Source organism: Bacillus sp. RZ2MS9 (genome assembly GCF_001816185.2).
Lineage (GTDB): Bacteria > Bacillota > Bacilli > Bacillales > Bacillaceae_G > Bacillus_A > Bacillus_A cereus.
Genome location: NZ_CP049978.1, coordinates 1,415,954 through 1,434,924 on the forward strand (window position 1 = coordinate 1,415,954; position 18,971 = coordinate 1,434,924).

The window sequence follows — 18,971 nt, forward strand, 5'->3', positions numbered from 1 at the left end:
GCAAGTGCATGAGAAAATCTCAATCAAAACGATGACAGATTATCATTTGTATGATTTTATGCGTTGTCCGCATAAATTTTATTTTCGTCATATAAAAAGAAGAGAACCTTCTTCATTTGAATGGCAACAAATAGCACAAATGATTGTCAATCAAATTATTAACGAGTATTACACGCTACCTGCGGGTCAACAAACGAAAATTGTACTTTTAATATTAATAGAAAAGTATTGGAAAAAAGTAAGGATTAATATGTTTGCTTCGAAGACGGAGTACTATATTGTATTAGCTAAGCTAACGGATCACTTATTACAGTTTGTTGAAAAGGATGATAGTCAGACACCACCATTGTTTTTATACGAGAAGTTTCAAACATATATGGAAGAGTTAGGTGTCCACATGTCATTGACATTTGAAGTTGGTGAGTGGAGTGCTGGGTCGTTTGTAATTAAAAAGTATGTCGTCGATGCGGATGAGGAAATGCTTGCTCTTTGTCAGAAGCTAATGACAGTATTCAGTTATAAAGCTTTCGGCGTTCTTCCAGGAAAGATTGAAGTTATTAATTTAATAGAAGGAACTAAGTATGAGTACATTCCAAAACAGGAAGATATTATAACTGGAATGGCTGATTTATCTAGAATGAAAGAAATGTTGCAACAACCTGAGCATTATACAGAGCGTCATTTTCGTTCTGAGTGTATAAGTTGTGCATTTCGTAGTGAATGCCAAGGGGAAGAAGTAAAGAAAGAAGCGGAGCAGAAGAAAAATATCGTACATTAAAGGATGCAACTTTGCATCCTTTTTTGTTGTTGACATGAAAAGCTTTTCATCATTTACCGTATATTTATAGCAGATTTTAATAAAGGGAGGAATAATCAATGAAAGATGAAACAAAAGTATTTCAATGGTTAAAAGAACAAAATGCTCCTTTTGGAATTCAACTGCAAATTTTACAAGCATTTCAACTGTATAAAGTCATTGTTGAAATGGATAAAAAGTTAATGTTGTATGAGGAGAGAGAGCAGAGGGAGAGAATGTAATCTCATCCCTGCAGTATTATTTTCAGTTGTTCTATACCCGATATGAATTCAAGTTCCTCGTTTCTAAGTTAAGTTATTCCACTTTATGATATCAGAATTTTCTTTCTATATGTTAAAATATAGCTATCATTATGAAGAAGGGCGGGAGCATTACGAAAAAAAGACTGTTAATCAGTTCTCTATGTATCGCTTTTATATTGTTTTGGTCATATAAAGAGGAGGTTTTTGCTACCTTTAAACCGATTGATCAGTACGAGTTAAATAAGGAGTTAAAGAACAAAAGTATAGAAAATTTAACTCATAATGAAATGAAAAAGGTAGGAGAGCATTTTGTGACCGAGCAACTATCAGTGTTTGGGTCTACTAATAAAGAAGATGTGAAACGAAAAGGTGAAGAACTATTTTTAAATAGAGGGTATGAACAATTAATGGGAAATTATTATCCAAATCGTTTTCGAGATTTAGAGTATAAATTTACAAACGAGGAGATACGTGAAGAGACCGATGAGAGTTTTCTTTATCAAGCTGTAGCGTACGTTGCGGGTACTGAAAATGGTAAGAGAAGCGAAATGAAATTGAATTATGAAGTGAAAATTGTAAAGGTTAATAATATATTTATGGTGCTAGAACAAAAGCAGCGCGTACAATAAAGGAAATTCATTGCTCAATAGAACATTTTGGGGTGTGTACTACTTAATGCGGAATAAAAAGGCCCTCAAGGAATAAAGGGCCTTTAAAGATTTTCATTTTGTTGACCAAGTTCTTTTTGAGCAATATATAAATTTCCTTGCTCGACTTGTTTAAGGGTATGAACAGAATCTCCTGCATATCCTTTTTGTGTTTTAACAGTTCTTTTTGAACGATTGGAATCTTGTTTCTTCATAATAATAGGCCACCTTTCATCAAAAATAAACGAAAATGATAAGTATGAGTAATACAGCAGCGAAAATGGTAATGCCCATTAAAAACGAAGTGTTTTTATATTTAGGTGGCTTATGTACATCTTGCCGATATCCAGGTGAAATTTCAGGGGCAAATTCTTCATCGAATGATTGCTTTTTTTCTTTGTCGTCCATATGTACCCACCTTTCTTTTTCATTATATTATACGTTACAAGAAAAAATATGCATAAAGAAAACAGCCGCTTTATTATTAGCGGCTGTTTTGTGTTGTATATTTTCGTTGTACTTGAAAGAGACGGATAAGTAGGAAGGCAGCGCCAAATGCTAGACCGATAATAAGACCGATCCAATAGCCTTTTGCGGCCCATTCTGTATACGTTGCTAATATATAACCTAGTGGTAGACCTATTATCCAATAAGCAATTAAAGTCATAATTAGAGCGACATTTACATCTTTATAACCACGCAGAGCTCCTTGTACAGGGGTTGCAATTGCATCTGAAATTTGAAATAAAATCGCAAAGATAAGAAATTCTTTTGCTAAATGATGAACTTTTGCATCTGTCGTATAAATAGAAGCAATTTGATCATCAAAGAAGTAGAGAAGAATCGAATATAATAAAGCAAAGGCAAGGGCTAATCCAATTCCAATCAGTCCGTATTGTTTTGCATTATCGAAACGTTTTGCACCAACTTCGAATCCGACCGCAATAGTCATTGCCATTGCTAAACTTAGCGGAGTCATATATAACAAGGAAGCAAAGTTCATAGCTGCTTGGTGAGCTGCAATAGTTGTCGTACTAAAATTACTCATCATAAGCGTTACCGCAGCGAAAATACTCGTTTCAAAAAAGATAGCAAATCCGATAGGGACGCCAAGCTTTAAGAATGCTGTCCAACTCGAAAGAGAAGGGCGGTATAATTGTTTGAAAATGTTGAAAGAGGCAAAAGGCTCTTTCGTCTGAATAATAATGACTGTAATAATTAAAATGCACCAATATGTTGCAGTGGAAGCAATTGCCGCTCCAACACCACCAAGTTTTGGGAAACCGAAGTTACCAAAGATTAATAAGTAATTTAATATTACGTTAATTGGTAATGATAGTAATGTAATAATCATCGTTGTTCGAGTTTTTCCTAATGCATCAATAAATCCACGTAAAACCGTGTAAGTGAATAAAGGTATAATTCCTATTGCGATAATACTTAAAAATTGAGCTGCAATACGTTCCACAGGTTCTTCTAAGCGCATGCCGTTTAAAATAGGTGAAACGACGAAGAAACCGATGAGGATAACAACGAAACTAGCACAAATTGCTAAATAAACTGCTTGTATGACAACGTGGGGAACGTCCTCTTTTTTCTTGGATCCAACGAGCTGTGCAACAATGGGAGTCGTGGCCATTAAAATTCCTGTTAACCCAGTACTAACTGGAATCCATATACTTGTTCCAATTGCGACACCTGCTAAATCAGTTGGGCTTGCATGTCCTGACATTGTTGTATCGAAAAAGCTCATCGCAAATAATGACATTTGCGTTACGAAAATCGGAAAAAATAGTAATACAAATTGCTTTAACTTTTGTGAGAATGAAGTAGTTTCTTTCATAAAATCCCCTTTCCGTATAAAAAAACAAACTCTTACTATCATACAATTTAATCAAAGATTAGAAAAGAAATACGCGCCTACAACATATGAAGCCAATAAAAAAAGGATGCACTTTGAAAAGGGATAAGGTATTATGATAAGGTGTGAAAAAATTACATATTATTTGTTATTAAGGAGGCACTACTTGTGGCTGATTGGTTAATTGGTTTAATCATGGGTGCTGTTGAAGGGTTAACAGAGTTTCTACCAGTATCATCAACAGGACATATGATTTTAACAGGACATTTAATTGGATTTGACGATGAGAGAGCGAAAGTTTTTGAAGTTGTAATCCAATTGGGATCGATTTTAGCGGTTGTAGTTGTATTTTGGAAACGATTATGGTCGTTAGTTGGAATTGGGAAAGTAAAAGAAGGGCCATCGTTAAATTTATTACATATTATTATTGGGATGATTCCTGCCGGGGTACTCGGTGTATTATTCCATAGTGCAATTAAAAAGGTTTTATTTGGTCCAGGACCAGTTGTCATTAGTTTAGTAGCTGGTGGTATTTTAATGATTGTTGCTGAGAAGTTTTCAAAACCAAGTACAGCAAGAACGTTAGATGAAATCACATATAAGCAAGCATTTACAATTGGAATGTTCCAATGTTTAGCACTTTGGCCAGGATTTTCTCGTTCTGGTTCTACAATAAGTGGTGGTTTATTAGCTCGCGTGTCGCATACAGCGGCAGCTGAATATACGTTCATTTTAGCAGTACCGATGATGGTAGCTGCAACTGGATTAGATTTAATTAAAAGCTGGGATGTATTAAGCTCGGCAGATGTAACGCTATTTGCAACAGGATTTGTAACTGCATTCGTTGTTGCGATGCTTGCAATTGTCTCATTCTTAAAATTATTAGCTCGTGTAAAACTAACACCGTTCGCTTATTATCGTTTCATTTTAGCTGCGGTATTCTATTTCTTCATTATGTAAAATAAAAACCTGCCGAGCTCGGCAGGTTTTTATTTTACTAATTTTTCTATCATGTTTTCCATTACATGTTCCCAAAGAGAAGTATCATCAGCTAATGTAGCACGGAAATTAGCATACATTTCTTTTTGTTTTTCTTCAAATGTTGGATCTTCTTTTTCAGGTAATGTAGCGCGCATTGAAGTTACTAATTCTTGTACTTTTGGAGCGCGTGGTCCAAAGACGGCTTGTTCATTTCCATCTTTATCAATGAAAATAAAGATTGGAATCGCACGTGCTGTTCCATTTGTTAAATATTGATCCATTAATTCTAAGTTTTCATCGCGAATTAATAAACGCATATCAATATTTGCAACTTCAGAAATTCGTTTCATAACAGGTACGCATAAAAGAGCATCGCCACACCAATCAGCAGTTAATACGATAACACGCCAGCCATCATTTTGACGTTCTTCTAATACAGGAAGTAATTCATTTGGAATTAAAAAATTATTGTAAATGTGTAGTAGCTCGTATTGGTTTACTTGCATTTCATTCACATATGTATCAAAGGACATACCTTTATCAGCCCATTGTTGTAAGTTCATAATTAACACCTCTTTAGTAAGATTTGCTTTCATTGTACCAATTTTTATATAGAAAAGCTTGTATTCTTACTCTTTCTTGTCACTTAATAATTTATTTAATAGAAAAAAGAATAGTACGACACATAATTCAGTTAAGTTGGACATTTGTACGCTTTCTATCCAATCATCAGCAGTATGAATGACGAACCAATCTAGTGTAATTTCAATGAATGAGAAAAGAGTGAGAGAAATCCAATTTGGCATGTTTTGAGTCAATGGATATAGCAGCGCTTTGAAGAAACTGAAAATAAATAATGTAATACCATCTAAGAAAGTGATTAATAAAAAAAAGAGAAGTAAAGCAGTACGTGAACTATACGCTATACCTGTAATTTGAAAGATTCCTACATATACAAAAAATATAAATGTAAAAACTATAATGAGAAAAAGAGCAATAATACTAATGATAATTGTTTTATCTTTTAGGCTGAGATTTGAGAACCTCTCCTCCTCACGCATTAAAATCCCCCTTTTTCTGGAAGTTGACTTCATTTTATCATGAAATACATATTAAAAAACTACGAATTATGGGAAAATAAGATGACAAAAAGTAAGATTTCATGTAAAATTATTAATAAGGTTTTTATTTAACTAAATGAAATAAAAGGAGCTGTCAATGTTGTCTCAAAATCGAGAGCAATTAATGGAAGAACTATCGACAAATGTGTTTGCTATGTTTCGCACATTGCGTAATGATATCGGAAAAATATTCGGTGGTTACATACCGTGGAATGAATTCATCGTTCTGAGAATATTAAATCGTACGAATAAAGAAATGGTATCGCGTGTAGCAAATGAATTAAATGTGTCGAATAGTCATATTACAGCTGTTACAGAAAAATTAATTAATAAAGGTTTTGTAACTCGTTCACGTTCTACATCAGATCGCCGAGTTGTGTATTTAGAGATTACAGAACAAGGGAAAGATTTAGTTGCGAAAATGGAAGATGCGAAAAAACAATATTTACAAGAAAGATTCTCTGCACTTTCAGAAGATGAAATGAATGTAATGATTTCAATTTCCAAAAAACTTATTTAAGTGATTATAAACAAGAAAACGCTTACGTGATAAAATAGAAGGTCTTCCTTATAGATGGGAGATCTTCTTTCGTGTGTAATAGATGTTAATAAATAAAATGTGTATGAAAAAAGATAGAGCGCCATACTACTAATACAAGGAAGGAGGGAGAAATATGACGAATCGTAACGGTAGTAAAGGGAGCGGTAATCAAGGATCACCAAAGTCCGGCCAGTTTAATCAGGAATTTAGCACTGAATTTGAAACTGGTAATGATAATAAAGGGAAAGAATATCGTTCTAAAAAAGGGAGTAAATCAAAAAAGGAGTGAATTAATTCACTCCTTTTTTGATTTACGATGCTGCCGATTGATCCGTATTATATTTTTCTTCTGATTTTGCGACAATCATTGCGCAAATTGCATCGCCAGAAATGTTTACAGCTGTTCTAGACATATCTAGAATACGGTCAATACCGATAATTAAAGCGATACCTTCTACTGGTAGATTTACTTGATTTAAAACCATTGTAAGCATTACAAGTCCAACACCAGGTACACCAGCAGTACCGATACTAGCTAGTACAGCAGTTAATACGACCATAGCTAATTGCGGTAATGTAAGTTCAACTCCGTATACTTGAGCGATAAATACAGTGGCTACTCCTTGCATAATGGCAGTACCATCCATATTAATAGTTGCCCCTAGTGGTTGTACAAATGAGCTTATCGCTTTTGGAACGCCAAGCTTATCTTGTGCTGTTTTCATTGCAAATGGAAGCGATGCATTAGAGCTAGATGTACTAAATCCAATTGCCATTACTGGCCCGAAATGTTTAAAGAAACGAACAATACTTTCTTTTGCTAATATCTTTAATAAGCCACCATATACAAAGACCCCGTGAATAATGAGTACTAACATAACGACAATCATATACTTGAACATCGCAGCGACGCCTGCAAGCCCCATTTTACCAACGGATGAAGCGAGCAAACCGAATGTTCCAATTGGGGCTAATTTCATAACGAGATTAACAAGATACATCATTAATTCGTTGCCCTGTTCAAGTAATGAATGGATACCTTGAACTCGTTTTCCTAAAATAGCTATACCGAGTCCAATCAATACGGCAAAGGCAATGATTTGTAACATGTTTCCGTCAGCCATCGCTTTTGCTGGGTTATCTGGTACGATATTTAGCAATGTGTCAACGAAAGATGTTTCAGTTTTTGCACCTTCATACTTAAGACCTTCTGTTTTAAAATTACCGCCAGCTCCTGGTTTTATAATAAGTGCAAATGTAACCGCTATAGAGATGGCAACCGCAGTTGTTACGAGAAAGAATGAAATTGATTTTAAACCGATTCTTCCAAGTTGTTTCGGATCTCCAAGGCCGGCAGCACCAAGTACGATAGAAATGAACACAACAGGAACAACTAGCATTTTAATAAGTCGAATAAACAATTGACCAATTGGGTTGAACACATATTGATTTAGTGGCTCAAAGATAGATGGAGCAGCTAAATTTAGAGTGAGTCCAACAACTAGACCTAGAAATAATGCGATTAAGATTGCTTTTGTTTGTTTCAATAAAATCCCCCCTTTTGTTTTTGTGAAATTTCTTTCTAAAGTAATTATACCGAAAAAATCCCTAATTTAACAATATTTTCTGAATTTTTTGGTTTTTAGGTGTAGATAGACTGATTTTGTGTTTGGAAAATAAAATAGACCATCACATAGGATGGTCTAGGGAAGGGGACAATTTATGTCAATTTAATTAGGGATGGAAGTTGCTTTAAGACACTGGGGAATGTCTTATAAATTAGGGAGGAACAACTTCAATACATATACTATAAAAGGTAGGTATGACTCTCATGTGAACATAGGGTGAAAGAGAGAGGGAGTTTTAAATAAAAGGTAGAAAGACAAAAAAATAAGACCATCATTTATAAGATGGTCAAGGAAGGGGACAATTTATGTCAATTTAATTAGGGATGGAAGCTGTTCAAAGACACTGGGGAATGTCTTATAAATTAGGGAGGAACAACTTCGATACATATACTATAAAAGGTAGATGTGACCTCTGTGTGAACATAGAGTGAAAGAGAGAGGGAGTTTTAAATAAAAGATAGAAAGACAAAAAAATAAGACCATCATTTATAAGATGGTCAAGGAAGGGGACAATTTATGTCAATTTAATTAGGGATGGAAGTTGCTTTAAGACACTGGGGAATGTCTTATAAATTAGGGAGGAACAACTTCGATACATATACTATAAAAGATAGATGTGACCTCTGTGTGAATATAGAGTGAAAGAGAGAGGGAGTTTTAAATAAAATGAAAATTTAATGAGTGTTTTTTGTTCATCCCCTGTTGATTATTAGCCTTAACCAATCGGGCGTTTATTGCCCACAAATAGCGGAATAAAAGATAAAGCAAACAAAAAATAAGACCATCATTTATAAGATGGTCAATGGAAGGGGACAATTTATGTCAATTTAATTAGGGATGGAAGCTATTCAAAGACACTGGGGAATGTCTTATAAATTAGGGAGGAACAGCTTCGATACATATACTATAAAAGGTGGATGTGACCTCTATGTGAACATAGAGTGAAAGATATGGGGATTTGAAAGATAGTACATATGAAATTGTTATTGCTAGCAATATAGAATTAGGATATAGAGTTTTCCAGCATAAAACGAAAAGGAATCTGAATATAAATAAAAGTTGTAATCTATGAAAAAAAAGATTATGCTCAACTATATTATGAGAATATAAGGTTTGTCCCAATTATTTAAGGGCTTTTAAAAAGCTTTTTATTGTATGAGGGGAAGCTTCACTTTAATAAGGGAGTTAGTGATATGGACGTAACAAAAAAACAAGGGCTGTATAATCGTCTTATACGATTAAACCCACCACAAATATTAGCATTAGGCTTTTTCTGCTTAATTGTGGTTGGCGGTTTGTTATTAAAATTACCATTCGCAACGAAAGTACATATTAGTTGGGTAGATGCTTTCTTTACAGCAACGTCAGCAGCGACCGTAACTGGTTTGGGAGTAGTGGATACAGCAAGTACATTTACGATGTTTGGCGAAATTGTTATTATGTTTTTAATTCAAACAGGTGGTCTAGGCCTTATGACAATTGCCATTTTAATTGTTTGGGTACTAGGTAAAAAAATCGGATTACGCCATCGTTTATTAATTGGAGAAGCATTTAATCAAACAAATATAGGTGGTCTTGTAAAATTAGTAAAGCGTGTCTTTATATTTTCGATTTGTATTGAACTTATTGGGGTCATCTTTTTATCGTTTCGCTTTATTCCAGAGTTTGGTTTTGGAAAAGGTTTATACTATAGTATTTTTCATGTAATTGCATCTTATAATAATGCAGGATTTGCTTTATGGCCAGATAATTTAACAAGATATGTAGGGGATCCCATTATTAATATTGGGATTTGCTCTTTAATTGTAATCGGAGGACTCGGTTTTACCGTATTAATTGATATATGGTATAGTCGCAGTTTTCGAAAATTATCACTTCACTCAAAAATAATGATTATTGGAACAGTAGTACTAAATGTTATAGCAATGATTGTGATTTTTGTATTGGAATATAATAATGTGAAGACGTTAGGGAATTTATCTTTAAATGAAAAACTATGGGCTTCCTTCTTTCAAGGTATTACTCCGCGGACAGCTGGATTTAATACGGTTGACTATGGAGGTATGGAAGAATCATCTATATTATTTACGATGATTTTAATGTTTATTGGTGCAGGAAGTGTATCGACAGGTGGAGGAATTAAATTAACGACGTTTGTTATCTTAATTACATCTGTCCTTTCTTTCTTTAGAAAAAAGGAGGAAATTGTTTTATTTCAGCGTACAATTAAAATGTCGACAGTAACGAGGGCCTTAGCGATTGCTGTTGCCAGTCAAATACTTATTTTAGCAGCGGTATTCATATTAATGCTTACAGAAAACTTCAGCTTTATTCAATTATTATTTGAGACAATATCAGCGTTTGGCACAGTCGGATTAACGATGGGAATTACTGCAAAGCTATCGGCATTCGGAAAATGTATTATTATGTTTGTTATGTTCTGCGGATTAATTGGACCATTAACACTTGTGTTCTCTTTAGCGCGACCAGCAAAACAAAAAATAAAATATCCATCGGAAGATGTGTTTACAGGGTAAGGTATCCCGCGTTAAGCGAGATACCTTTTTCTTTTTTAGAACAGGGAGAACAATAGACCAATAAGTGCTACTCGGAATAAAATTGCGATAAGTGCAGCAATTCCACCGACAACTGCAGCGATACCGCCAGTTACAGTAGCTCCGCGATTATAAGCGTAAATACCGAGTAAAACAGAAACAAGACCAAATAGTGTTGGAAATGTAAATAGCGATAAGATAGATAGCGCAAGAGCGATAAAACCAGCAGTTGATCCAGCAGCGGACGATTTTACAACATCTTTATCGTCTTTATCATCGTAATCATAATCAATGCGTTGTGGTGCAACCTCAGCGGCGTACTCTTCTTTATAGTCACTATAATCACTATCTATTCTATCTCTTTTTTTATAATCATCAAATTTCTCAGTCAAAGTCATGACTCCTTTCATAACAAGGTTCAATAGTAGTATGTATCTCTTTTTCTTTTTTATCCCGCTATTTGTGGGAGTCGAGCTACGTACACATCCCACTGATTAAAGTTTCACTATACCGGAGCATGTACAGGGAGTAGTATCTTTTAAAAGAAGGAAAATGTTTTTTTGAAATAGGAAAAGTTAGTATGACTTCCTCTATTTTGGAAAATATAAAAAGGAATAATGAGGAAAGGGTGCAATACATAATGGAACATCCAATTGAAAATTTAATGAAAACGGCAATGACAAATTTAAAAGAGATGGTAGATGTAAATACAATTGTTGGGAGCCCGGTTTCAACAGCTGACGGAAATGTAGTATTAACAGTATCTCAAGTGGCTTTTGGTTTTGGAGCTGGTGGAAGTGATTTTAAAGGGGATTTCATCACTGAAAAACATAACGGTGGGCAAAATCAGCATAAAGAGAACAAACAAGGGCATCCATTTGGAGGAGGAAGCGGGGCTGGGGTTTCCATTAGTCCAGTAGCTTTTTTAGTAGTTGGTTCTAATGGGGTGCAAGTATTACATCTCAACAGCAGTACACATTTAATTGAAAAGGCTTTAAATACTGTACCAAGCACTGTAGATAAATTTGTGAATGGTCGTCAAAAGTGAACTTGCATTTTTTAGGAATTATGATATATTAGAAAAAGTGCGCTTTAGGATGATCGGAATAATTGAAATGTAAATATATATGATGTGTGGAATAAGGGAGAGGAATTTATGATTAATATCAAAAACTTAGTAGTTGGCTTATTTATGTTAGTAAGCGGCTTTGTTGTATATGTAATAAAAGAAAAAGCTCCATTCTAAAACAGACAAACCGTTAATGTCTGTTTTTAATTTGCGGAAAAAAGTTGACAAGTTATTGTATTGGTGTTAAAATTTTAATTCGTGTCTCGGTTACAGCTAGTGTAAAGTAAATATCTCTTATGAATGCAATACGAAAAGTTTGCGAAAGATCGGGTAATTTTATCAACAACTTTTGTGAACAAACCCTATAAATTGTATTTATAAGCTATATATGTATACTAGTGAATCAAGGAGCGGTCAGTGGAACCGTAATGATGAGAGAGAGGTAGGGCTTTCATCCAGTATATGTTACTTTCCCGTTAGGTGAATATAAAAAAGAGGACTCCTTTTAAAAGGGGTCCTCTTTCATTTTTTAAGTGCGACTTTCAACTTGTTGACAAATTTCATCCGTTGTTAAACCGTGAGCTGTAATGACTGATCCTTTAATTGATGTATCTGCAATGCCCATCACATTAGAATCTTGCCCAGTTACAACGCAACAATCACACCCTTGTGCATCCTGTTCTGAGTTAAGTGTAACAACTTCATGACCTTGTTGTTGAAGAGCTTGTTGAACGTCTGTTAATGAGTTTTCAACGCCAATTCTAGCCATAATTATCACCTCCTACCATCTAATTGCTAGTATGCTCAAGTTCACTGCATATATTTATGAAAAGACGGTAGGAAGTAAATCTTTGTTTAGTCGTTATATACGCCAGTAAGCATTTGGCTAACGAATTGATCGTTTAATGTATCTTGTGCTGAAGAAGTATTTGAATGGATGTCGATTGAAGCAATAAAATGATTATGTTCTTTCGTATTTGGTTCTACCTCTACGTAATTATCGAATTTACAAAAACCTTTCGTATCCATTAGATCAAATAATTGCAGCATTTCTACTACCTCTTGTCTCGTTCCTTTAATTTGTACACACGCCATATTTATTTCCTCCTTTATTTTGACAAATTGTTTTTTAAAAATAGGATTATGATTACGAAATGAAAAATATGAATGTTATTTTTAGACAGCGCTATTTTTGTTATTTTCCCCCTTTTTCAGCAAAAGTCATTATATATCCCCGGATTTATAAAATCGGACGTCCGTTTATTGAATACAATAGATTCGTATCAATTGATGAAAATCCTTCTTTTAAACAAATATTTTTTTAGTGGAAATTGGCGAAAAAAATTTTTTGACTTTTTGTAAACGTTAACAATGTTGTTAAATCAGTATAAGCAAAGAAGTACGTATGATTAAAAATTATAAATTTTCTAAAAATTCACTTGATTTATTTAGAAAGGAGAGTAAACTAGGAAACAATAAAAAATTCATAGAACATAGGAGGCGCTTCTAGTGAATGAGCAATGGATTTTCTTAAATGGAGAATTTGTTCCAAAAGATGAGGCAAAAGTTTCAGTATATGATCATGGCTATTTATATGGCGATGGAGTGTTTGAAGGAATTAGAGTTTATAGCGGTAATGTTTTCCGTTTGAGAGAGCATCTTGTCCGGCTGTATGAATCAGCAAAATCAATCCTTTTAGAAATTCCATATTCATTAGATGAAGTAACAAATATTGTTGTTGAGACGATTCGACAAAATAAATTATCTAATGGATACATTCGCCTTGTTGTATCAAGAGGAGCAGGAAATCTTGGATTGGATCCCGATTCATGTAAGAAGCCGAATGTAGTAGTAATTGCAGAACAATTATCTTTATTCCCACAAGAATATTATGAGAAAGGGATTCCAGTTGTAACAGTTGCAACGCGCCGAAATCGTCCCGATGTTTTATCCCCTCAAGTAAAATCTTTAAATTACTTAAACAATATTTTAGTTCGTATTGAAGCGAAATTAGCTGGAGTACAAGAAGCACTTATGTTAAATGATCAAGGATATGTAGCTGAAGGATCAGGAGATAACGTGTTTATTGTTAAAGGAAATAAATTAATTACACCACCAAGTTCTGCTGGAGCGTTAGAAGGTATTACACGAAACGCCATTTTAGAAATCGGCGAAAAACTTGGGTATGACGTAAGAGAAGAGTTATTTACAAGACATGATGTATATGTAGCTGATGAAGTGTTTTTAACAGGAACAGCTGCTGAAGTGATTGCTGTTACGACAGTAGATGGTAGAACGATTGGCTTAGGGCAAACAGGTCCACATACGAACCGTTTATTAAAAGAGTTTCGTAAGTTAGTTGTAGAAGATGGAGAGAAAATTTACGAAGAAAATAAAGTTGGATAACAACTTTTTTAACATAAGAAAGCGTTGATAGGGAGGAGTAGTTGATTGTGAAGCCTCACAGAGAGTCGGTGGTTGCTGAAAACCGATGGTTCACGTCGACGAACATCGCCCTTGAGTGCTAAGCTAAAGCATTTGTCTAGGCTTAGACGGTAGCTCCGTTATTAGCTAGATCCATTTATGGATCACTGAGGCAAGAGTATTCTTGCGAAGAAGGGTGGTACCGCGAAATCTTTCGTCCCTTCAGCACATAGCTGGAGTGTGGACGTAGGATTTTTTTATTGTATAAAAGTTTGAAAAAGGGGGCTTATAAGAACAATGTCTTCAAAAACGGAAGAGAAACTGGCAACTGGTGCACAGCTATTGTTAGAAGCGCTAGAAAAGGAAGGCGTAGAAGTGATTTTCGGTTATCCGGGTGGTGCCGTTTTACCTCTCTATGATGCATTGTATGATTGTGAAATTCCGCATATTTTAACAAGGCATGAGCAAGGGGCAATTCACGCTGCTGAAGGGTATGCCAGAATTACAGGGCATCCAGGGGTTGTAATTGCAACGAGTGGGCCAGGTGCTACAAATGTAATTACGGGTCTAGCTGATGCGATGATTGATTCATTGCCACTTGTAGTATTTACAGGCCAAGTAGCAACAACGTTAATTGGGAGCGATGCTTTTCAAGAGGCAGATATTATGGGACTTACGATGCCAGTGACAAAACATAACTATCAAGTGCGAAAGGCCTCAGATTTACCTCGAATTATTAAAGAAGCATTTCATATTGCTAAAACTGGAAGACCAGGACCAGTCGTTATTGACCTTCCGAAAGATATGGTAGTCGAGAAAGGTGAGCAATGTAGCAATGTACAAATGGATTTACCGGGATATAACCCTAATTATGAACCGAATCTACTTCAAATAAACAAATTACTCAAAGTAATTGAAACCGCAAAAAAACCGTTAATTTTAGCTGGAGCGGGTATATTGCATGCGAAAGCTTCGAAAGAATTGACAAATTTTGCTCGTAAATATGAAATCCCTGTTGTGCATACATTACTTGGTCTTGGTGGTTTTCCACCAGATGATGAACTATTTCTAGGGATGGGAGGAATGCATGGTTCTTATACAGCAAATATGGCGTTATATGAATGTGACTTACTCATTAATATAGGCGCGAGATTTGATGATCGGCTTACAGGGAATTTAGCTTATTTTGCTAAAGGGGCTACTGTTGCGCATATCGATATCGATCCAGCAGAAATCGGGAAAAATGTGCCAACTGAAATTCCTATTGTTGCAAGTGCTAAGCGGGCATTGGAAGTATTACTTGAACCAGAAGGGGGAAAAGAAAATCATCATGAATGGATCACTTTATTAAAGGGGAGAAAAGAACAATATCCATTCTCTTATAAAAGAAATTCTGAAAGTATTAAGCCCCAATACGCAATTGATATGTTATATGAAATTACGAAGGGAGAAGCGATTGTAACAACAGACGTTGGGCAACACCAAATGTGGGCAGCCCAATATTATCCGCTGAAAAATCCAGATAAATGGGTAACTTCTGGTGGATTAGGAACGATGGGGTTTGGATTTCCAGCAGCAATCGGTGCGCAAATTGCAAAGCCTGAAGAATTAGTTATTGCAATTGTTGGTGATGCTGGGTTTCAAATGACTCTACAAGAATTAAGTGTATTAAAAGAACACGCTTTACCCGTTAAAGTATTTATTTTAAATAATGAAGCTTTAGGAATGGTAAGACAGTGGCAAGATGAATTTTACAATCAAAGATATTCACATTCTTTATTACCATGCCAACCAGATTTCGTCGCTCTTGCGAATGCATATGGCATAAAAGGTGTTCGTATTGACGATCCACTTCTTGCAAAGAAGCAAATCCAGCATGCTATTGAATTACAAGAGCCAGTCGTAATTGATTGTCGTGTACTTCAATCAGAGAAGGTTATGCCGATGGTTGCGCCAGGAAAAGGTGTTCACCAAATGGAGGGAGTGGAAAAAGGGTGAAGAGAATTGTTACAGCGACAGTTCGAAATCAAAGTGGTGTTTTAAACCGAATTACAGGGGTTATGACACGAAGACATTTTAATATTGAAAGTATTTCAGTAGGTCATACAGAATCATCAGATATATCGCGAATGACGATTGTTGTACACGTTGAAAGTGAACAGCAAGTGGAGCAGTTAATTAAACAACTGCATAAACAAATTGACGTACTGAAAGTATCAGATATTACAGAAGAAGCGATGATTGCTAGAGAGCTTGCTCTTATTAAAGTAGCAACTTCTGTAGCGAGGGCAGAATTATATAGTTTAATTGAACCGTTTCGAGCCGCTGTAATAGATGTTGGGAAGGATTCCATAGTTGTGCAAGTAACAGGTACGCAAGACAAAGTAGAAGCGTTAATTGAATTACTTCGTCCATACGGTTTGAAAGAAATTGCTAGAACAGGTGTAACAGCATTTACACGTAGTATGAAAAAACAAGATAAGCAAGTTATGTTAATTCAATAATCATTTAAATATAGGGGGAAATGAAAATGGCAAAAGTTTATTATGAGAAAGATGTAACAGTAAATGTATTAAAGGAAAAGAAAGTAGCAATCATCGGATATGGCTCGCAAGGTCATGCACATGCGCAAAATTTACGTGATAACGGATTTGATGTAGTAGTAGGTTTAAGAAAAGGTAAGTCTTGGAATAAAGCGAATGAAGATGGATTTTCTGTATATACAGTAGCAGAAGCAGCGGAAAAAGCTGATGTAGTAATGATTCTACTGCCTGATGAATTACAACCAGAAGTATATGAAGCTGAAATTGCACCAAATTTACAGGCTGGAAACTCCCTCGTGTTCGCACATGGATTTAATGTTCACTTTGATCAAGTAAAACCACCAGCTAATGTAGATGTATTTCTAGTAGCGCCAAAAGGACCGGGGCATCTCGTACGCCGTACGTTCGCCGAGGGCGGGGCTGTTCCTGCATTATTTGCAGTATATCAAGATGCAACAGGAGTTGCGACTGAAAAAGCACTTTCTTATGCTGACGGAATTGGAGCAACGAGAGCTGGTGTACTAGAAACGACGTTTAAAGAAGAAACAGAAACAGATTTATTTGGAGAGCAAGCTGTACTCTGCGGCGGAGTGACTGCACTTGTAAAAGCAGGGTTTGAAACGTTAGTTGATGCAGGATATCAGCCTGAACTTGCATATTTTGAATGTTTACATGAACTGAAGCTAATCGTTGACCTTATGTACGAAGGTGGACTTGAAAATATGAGATATTCAGTTTCAGATACAGCGCAGTGGGGAGACTTCGTATCAGGACCACGCGTTGTTACTGAAGATACGAAGAAAGCGATGGGGGCAGTATTAGCAGAAATTCAAGATGGTACATTTGCAAGAGGCTGGATTGCAGAGCATAAAGCAGGAAGACCAAATTTCCATGCGACAAATGAGAAAGAGAATAAACATGAAATCGAAGTAGTTGGACGTAAATTACGTGAAATGATGCCTTTCGTACAGCCGCGAGTAAAGGTAGGGGTTAAATAATATGAAGCAGGTTTTGTTCATGGATACAACGCTTCGTGATGGCGAACAATCACCAGGAGTAAATTTAAATGAACAAGAGAAATTACAAATTGCTAGGCAATTAGAGAGGCTTGGTATTCATGTAATGGAAGCTGGATTCGCGGCAGCTTCCGAAGGTGACTTTCAATCGGTAAAACGTATTGCGAATACAATTCAAAATGCTACGGTTATGAGTTTAGCTAGAGCGAAAGAAAGTGACATTCGAAGAGCATATGAAGCTGTGAAAGGTGCTGTATCTCCTCGTCTACACGTATTTTTAGCTACGAGTGATATTCATATGAAATATAAACTTTGTATGTCAAAAGAAGATGTGTTAAATAGTATTCATCGCTCGGTTACGCTTGGAAAATCATTATTTCCGACAGTACAATTTTCTGCAGAAGATGCGACAAGAACATCGAGAGCATTTTTAGCTGAAGCAGTAGAAATTGCAATTCGAGCAGGAGCGAATGTAATTAATATTCCGGATACAGTTGGATATACGAATCCAGAAGAGTATTATTCTCTTTTTAAATACTTACAAGAATCCGTTCCATCATATGAAAAAGCGATTTTTTCTTGTCATTGTCACGATGATCTTGGTATGGCAGTAGCAAATTCGTTAGCTGCGGTTGAAGGAGGAGCATTGCAAGTAGAAGGAACGATTAATGGCATTGGAGAAAGAGCAGGGAATGCAGCGTTAGAAGAAGTTGCGGTAGCTCTTCATATTAGAAAAGATTTTTATAAAGCAGAGCCTTCAATGACTTTAAAAGAAATTAAGGCGACGAGTATATTAGTAAGCAGGTTAACGGGTATGGTTGTACCGAAAAATAAAGCAATCGTTGGAGCGAATGCATTTGCTCATGAATCGGGCATTCACCAAGACGGGGTTTTAAAAGAAGTAACAACTTATGAAATTATCGAACCAGCGCTTATAGGAGAATCTCAAAATCTCTTTGTACTTGGGAAACATTCTGGCCGTCATGCGTTTACGGAAAAAATGAAAGAGCTTGGTTATGAATTTACAAATGAAGAGCGAGATGCGGCATTCGAAGCATTTAAAAAGTTGGCTGATCGTAAAAAGGAAATTACTGAAGAAGATTTACGCGCACTTATGCTTGGTGAAGCAGCATTTGCAGCTCAGCAATATAACATTACGCAATTACAAGTGCATTTCGTATCAAATAGTACACAATGCGCAACAGTTGTGCTGAAGGATGAGGAAGGAAATGTATATGAAGATGCAGCCACTGGTTCTGGTAGTATTGAAGCGATATACAATGCGATTCAAAGAATTTTAGGATTAGAATGTGAATTGGCAGATTATCGCATACAATCTATTACACAAGGTCAAGATGCACTTGCTCACGTTCATGTTGAATTAAAAGAAGGTAGTCACCAAATATCAGGTTTCGGAGTTGCGCAAGACGTATTGGAAGCGTCGGCGAGAGCTTATGTCCATGCAGCAGGGAAATTAAAATCTCTTATAGCGCTTGTGAAATAAATATTTGATAGGTGAGAGAAGC

Annotated in this window: 23 protein-coding genes and 1 other annotated feature; of the genes, 14 read left to right on the top strand and 9 right to left on the bottom strand. The window is 35.7% G+C overall.

Going from position 1 to position 18,971, the window contains the following annotated elements:
* The first annotated feature begins 4 nt into the window (after positions 1–4).
* The 3 genes from BHV55_RS07305 (at position 5) to BHV55_RS07315 (ending at position 1,688) form a co-directional block, all read left to right on the top strand.
* Entirely contained in the window at positions 5–778 is a 774-nt protein-coding gene (locus BHV55_RS07305) for a hypothetical protein (protein WP_000544577.1), read from the top strand.
* A 98-nt stretch (positions 779–876) separates the two neighbouring features.
* Complete coding sequence (locus BHV55_RS07310; RefSeq protein WP_000651088.1) at positions 877–1,038, top strand: hypothetical protein; 162 nt, start codon at positions 877–879, stop codon at positions 1,036–1,038.
* A 131-nt stretch (positions 1,039–1,169) separates the two neighbouring features.
* Complete coding sequence (locus BHV55_RS07315) at positions 1,170–1,688, top strand: hypothetical protein (protein WP_000715261.1); 519 nt, start codon at positions 1,170–1,172, stop codon at positions 1,686–1,688.
* Between the two features lie 83 nt (positions 1,689–1,771).
* Here BHV55_RS07315 and BHV55_RS07320 read toward each other — a convergent pair whose 3' ends face one another.
* From BHV55_RS07320 to BHV55_RS07330, 3 genes are all read right to left on the bottom strand, one after another.
* Positions 1,772–1,921, bottom strand: coding sequence for a hypothetical protein (locus BHV55_RS07320; protein WP_000743742.1), 150 nt, complete (start codon positions 1,919–1,921; stop codon positions 1,772–1,774).
* A 19-nt stretch (positions 1,922–1,940) separates the two neighbouring features.
* The gene (locus tag BHV55_RS07325; protein WP_000341062.1) at positions 1,941–2,114 is read right to left on the bottom strand and encodes a hypothetical protein; all 174 of its coding nucleotides are present in this window, start codon (positions 2,112–2,114) and stop codon (positions 1,941–1,943) included.
* 76 nt (positions 2,115–2,190) lie between these two features.
* Positions 2,191–3,549: an MATE family efflux transporter gene (locus tag BHV55_RS07330; protein WP_000665550.1), complete on the bottom strand. Its 1,359-nt coding sequence runs from the start codon at positions 3,547–3,549 to the stop codon at positions 2,191–2,193.
* A 186-nt stretch (positions 3,550–3,735) separates the two neighbouring features.
* On the opposite strand from BHV55_RS07330, the gene uppP reads away from it, so the two are divergent.
* Entirely contained in the window at positions 3,736–4,527 is a 792-nt protein-coding gene (uppP, locus tag BHV55_RS07335) for a bacitracin resistance undecaprenyl-diphosphatase (RefSeq protein WP_016109649.1), read from the top strand.
* A 29-nt stretch (positions 4,528–4,556) separates the two neighbouring features.
* Here the strand turns inward: uppP and BHV55_RS07340 are convergent, their stop codons facing one another.
* Both BHV55_RS07340 and BHV55_RS07345 read right to left on the bottom strand, forming a co-directional pair.
* Positions 4,557–5,144, bottom strand: a complete 588-nt coding sequence (locus tag BHV55_RS07340) for a thioredoxin family protein (RefSeq protein WP_001999429.1) — start codon at positions 5,142–5,144, stop codon at positions 4,557–4,559.
* Between the two features lie 33 nt (positions 5,145–5,177).
* Positions 5,178–5,609 (bottom strand): regulatory YrvL family protein, encoded by a 432-nt coding sequence (locus BHV55_RS07345; protein ID WP_070757154.1) that lies wholly within the window; start codon positions 5,607–5,609, stop codon positions 5,178–5,180.
* A 160-nt stretch (positions 5,610–5,769) separates the two neighbouring features.
* Between BHV55_RS07345 and BHV55_RS07350 the strand changes: the two genes are divergently transcribed.
* Both BHV55_RS07350 and BHV55_RS07355 read left to right on the top strand, forming a co-directional pair.
* Complete coding sequence (locus BHV55_RS07350) at positions 5,770–6,189, top strand: MarR family winged helix-turn-helix transcriptional regulator (RefSeq protein WP_000081432.1); 420 nt, start codon at positions 5,770–5,772, stop codon at positions 6,187–6,189.
* Between the two features lie 154 nt (positions 6,190–6,343).
* Positions 6,344–6,499 carry a hypothetical protein gene (locus tag BHV55_RS07355; protein ID WP_000184928.1) on the top strand — a complete coding sequence of 52 codons (156 nt, stop codon included), beginning with the start codon at positions 6,344–6,346 and terminating at the stop codon, positions 6,497–6,499.
* A gap of 22 nt (positions 6,500–6,521) precedes the next feature.
* Here BHV55_RS07355 and BHV55_RS07360 read toward each other — a convergent pair whose 3' ends face one another.
* Positions 6,522–7,757: a dicarboxylate/amino acid:cation symporter gene (locus tag BHV55_RS07360; protein ID WP_000814807.1), complete on the bottom strand. Its 1,236-nt coding sequence runs from the start codon at positions 7,755–7,757 to the stop codon at positions 6,522–6,524.
* Positions 7,758–9,031: 1,274 nt separating this feature from the next.
* Here BHV55_RS07360 and BHV55_RS07365 point away from each other — a divergent pair.
* Positions 9,032–10,375 carry a TrkH family potassium uptake protein gene (locus tag BHV55_RS07365; RefSeq protein ID WP_000383526.1) on the top strand — a complete coding sequence of 448 codons (1,344 nt, stop codon included), beginning with the start codon at positions 9,032–9,034 and terminating at the stop codon, positions 10,373–10,375.
* Positions 10,376–10,410: 35 nt separating this feature from the next.
* On the opposite strand, the gene BHV55_RS07370 is transcribed toward BHV55_RS07365, so the two are convergent.
* Positions 10,411–10,785: a hypothetical protein gene (locus BHV55_RS07370; protein ID WP_000136535.1), complete on the bottom strand. Its 375-nt coding sequence runs from the start codon at positions 10,783–10,785 to the stop codon at positions 10,411–10,413.
* 188 nt (positions 10,786–10,973) lie between these two features.
* Here BHV55_RS07370 and ytfJ point away from each other — a divergent pair, with 188 nt between their 5' ends.
* Together ytfJ and BHV55_RS07380 are read left to right on the top strand one after the other, a co-directional pair.
* Positions 10,974–11,441: a GerW family sporulation protein gene (gene ytfJ / locus BHV55_RS07375; protein ID WP_000204234.1), complete on the top strand. Its 468-nt coding sequence runs from the start codon at positions 10,974–10,976 to the stop codon at positions 11,439–11,441.
* 108 nt (positions 11,442–11,549) lie between these two features.
* On the top strand, positions 11,550–11,639 hold the full coding sequence (locus BHV55_RS07380) for a hypothetical protein (protein ID WP_000608227.1): 90 nt from the start codon (positions 11,550–11,552) through the stop codon (positions 11,637–11,639).
* Positions 11,640–11,991: 352 nt separating this feature from the next.
* On the opposite strand, the gene BHV55_RS07385 is transcribed toward BHV55_RS07380, so the two are convergent.
* Positions 11,992–12,231 carry a YkuS family protein gene (locus BHV55_RS07385; RefSeq protein WP_000101022.1) on the bottom strand — a complete coding sequence of 80 codons (240 nt, stop codon included), beginning with the start codon at positions 12,229–12,231 and terminating at the stop codon, positions 11,992–11,994.
* Between the two features lie 86 nt (positions 12,232–12,317).
* Positions 12,318–12,557, bottom strand: a complete 240-nt coding sequence (locus tag BHV55_RS07390) for a DUF3911 family protein (protein ID WP_000752512.1) — start codon at positions 12,555–12,557, stop codon at positions 12,318–12,320.
* 414 nt (positions 12,558–12,971) lie between these two features.
* Here BHV55_RS07390 and ilvE point away from each other — a divergent pair, with 414 nt between their 5' ends.
* The 5 genes from ilvE to leuA all read left to right on the top strand — a co-directional run bounded on the left by ilvE (position 12,972) and on the right by leuA (position 18,949).
* Positions 12,972–13,868: a branched-chain-amino-acid transaminase gene (gene ilvE, locus BHV55_RS07395; protein ID WP_001005487.1), complete on the top strand. Its 897-nt coding sequence runs from the start codon at positions 12,972–12,974 to the stop codon at positions 13,866–13,868.
* 15 nt (positions 13,869–13,883) lie between these two features.
* Positions 13,884–14,111, top strand: a binding site (T-box leader).
* Positions 14,112–14,183: 72 nt separating this feature from the next.
* On the top strand, positions 14,184–15,884 hold the full coding sequence (gene ilvB / locus BHV55_RS07400) for an acetolactate synthase large subunit (RefSeq protein ID WP_000095832.1): 1,701 nt from the start codon (positions 14,184–14,186) through the stop codon (positions 15,882–15,884).
* Entirely contained in the window at positions 15,881–16,390 is a 510-nt protein-coding gene (gene ilvN / locus BHV55_RS07405) for an acetolactate synthase small subunit (RefSeq protein ID WP_000822952.1), read from the top strand. The genes ilvB and ilvN overlap by 4 nt, the downstream gene beginning before the upstream one ends.
* A 26-nt stretch (positions 16,391–16,416) precedes the next feature.
* Complete coding sequence (gene ilvC / locus BHV55_RS07410) at positions 16,417–17,427, top strand: ketol-acid reductoisomerase (protein WP_001151747.1); 1,011 nt, start codon at positions 16,417–16,419, stop codon at positions 17,425–17,427.
* 1 nt (position 17,428) lies between these two features.
* Positions 17,429–18,949 (top strand): 2-isopropylmalate synthase, encoded by a 1,521-nt coding sequence (leuA, locus tag BHV55_RS07415; protein WP_000815753.1) that lies wholly within the window; start codon positions 17,429–17,431, stop codon positions 18,947–18,949.
* Positions 18,950–18,971: the final 22 nt, after the last annotated feature.